This is a genomic window from Pseudomonas sp. P5_A2_2, from assembly GCF_054177685.1.
This window is the reverse complement of sequence record NZ_JBGCUL010001239.1, coordinates 1-1,170: the sequence shown is the minus strand read 5'-3', so window position 1 is coordinate 1,170 and position 1,170 is coordinate 1. Positions and strand designations below refer to the sequence as shown.

1 protein-coding gene and 2 pseudogenes are annotated in these 1,170 nt (G+C 59.7%); 2 read left to right on the top strand and 1 reads right to left on the bottom strand.

From position 1 onward, the window contains the following. Positions 1-266: pseudogene (locus tag ACXRVY_RS30440) on the bottom strand (hypothetical protein); the annotation flags it as partial. A gap of 68 nt (positions 267-334) precedes the next feature. Between ACXRVY_RS30440 and ACXRVY_RS30435 the strand changes: the two are divergent. Both ACXRVY_RS30435 and ACXRVY_RS30430 read left to right on the top strand, forming a co-directional pair. Continuing rightward, positions 335-517 (top strand): annotated as a pseudogene (locus ACXRVY_RS30435) (MerR family DNA-binding protein); the annotation flags it as partial. A gap of 19 nt (positions 518-536) precedes the next feature. Then, positions 537-1,170 (top strand): SDR family oxidoreductase (locus ACXRVY_RS30430; protein ID WP_458239132.1); only part of this gene is annotated, 634 nt, incomplete at its 3' end.

Below are 1,170 nucleotides of genomic sequence, written 5' to 3'. Positions count from 1 at the left end.
GCGTCATACCGCCCATAAACCTGCTGCGGATCACGAATCCGCAGCACCGACAATACGCAGACAATCGACCCCAGCAGATTCGCCATCAACATGTGCGCCGGTTCGAACGGTGGCAGCTCACCGGGCAAACTCAACGCCTGACTCACGCCCATCAAAACCCCATGCAACGCTGCAAAACTCCACGGCGTGACAAACGCGAGCATCACGATCAAGTCATACCAGGCACTACCTTGCACCAACCGGCGATATTGCGTTGTAGTCCACATCGACATTGCTCCATCAATTCAGGGAGCAACAAGGCTAAAGCCTGGAGTATGCTCCAGGGTCAAGCCCCCTCGGCGCGATCGGCAACAGCGTCGCTGCAATCTGGCAGTCACCCGATCCCGACAGTGCCGTCACGCAATTGCTGCAAGACAAACTCAAACTGATCGAAGCCCGCATGGCCGAACTCGGCGCGCTGCGCGACGAGTTGCAACAACGGCTGGGGCAACAGTGTCCATTGAATCCACGACTCTGAATTTTCAAGGAAGCCACTCATGTCCAAGGCAAAAACTGCACTCATCATCGGCGCCTCCCGGGGGCTTGGCCTCGGGCTGGTGAAAACCCTGCTGGCCGATGGCTGGCAAGTCACCGCCACCGTGCGCGATCCGCAAAAAGCCGAAGCCTTGCAGGCCTTGGGCGATGTGCAGATCGAAAAGCTCGACATGGACGATCAGCAGGCGGTGTCCGCCCTGAGCCAACAACTCAAGGGTGATGTGTTTGACCTGTTGTTCGTCAATGCCGGGGTCAAGGGGCCGGATGTCCAGACGCCGAACGGCGGCGCGACAATGGCCGAAGTCGGTCAACTGTTCTTCACCAACGCCGTGGCGCCGATCAACCTGGCCCAGCGTTTTGTCGACCGGATTCGCCCGGACACCGGCGTGCTGGCCTTCATGAGCTCGGTGCTGGGCAGCGTGACCATGCCCGACGCACCGGAGCTGGCGTTGTACAAGGCCAGCAAGGCGGCGCTGAACTCCATGACCAACAGCTTCGTCACTCAGTTGGGCGAAACCAGTCTCACCGTGCTGTCGCTGCACCCGGGCTGGGTGAAAACCGATATGGGCGGTGAAGGCGCTGACATCGACGTGGAAACCAGCACCCGTGGCCTGGTAGATCAGGTGAATGCGTATG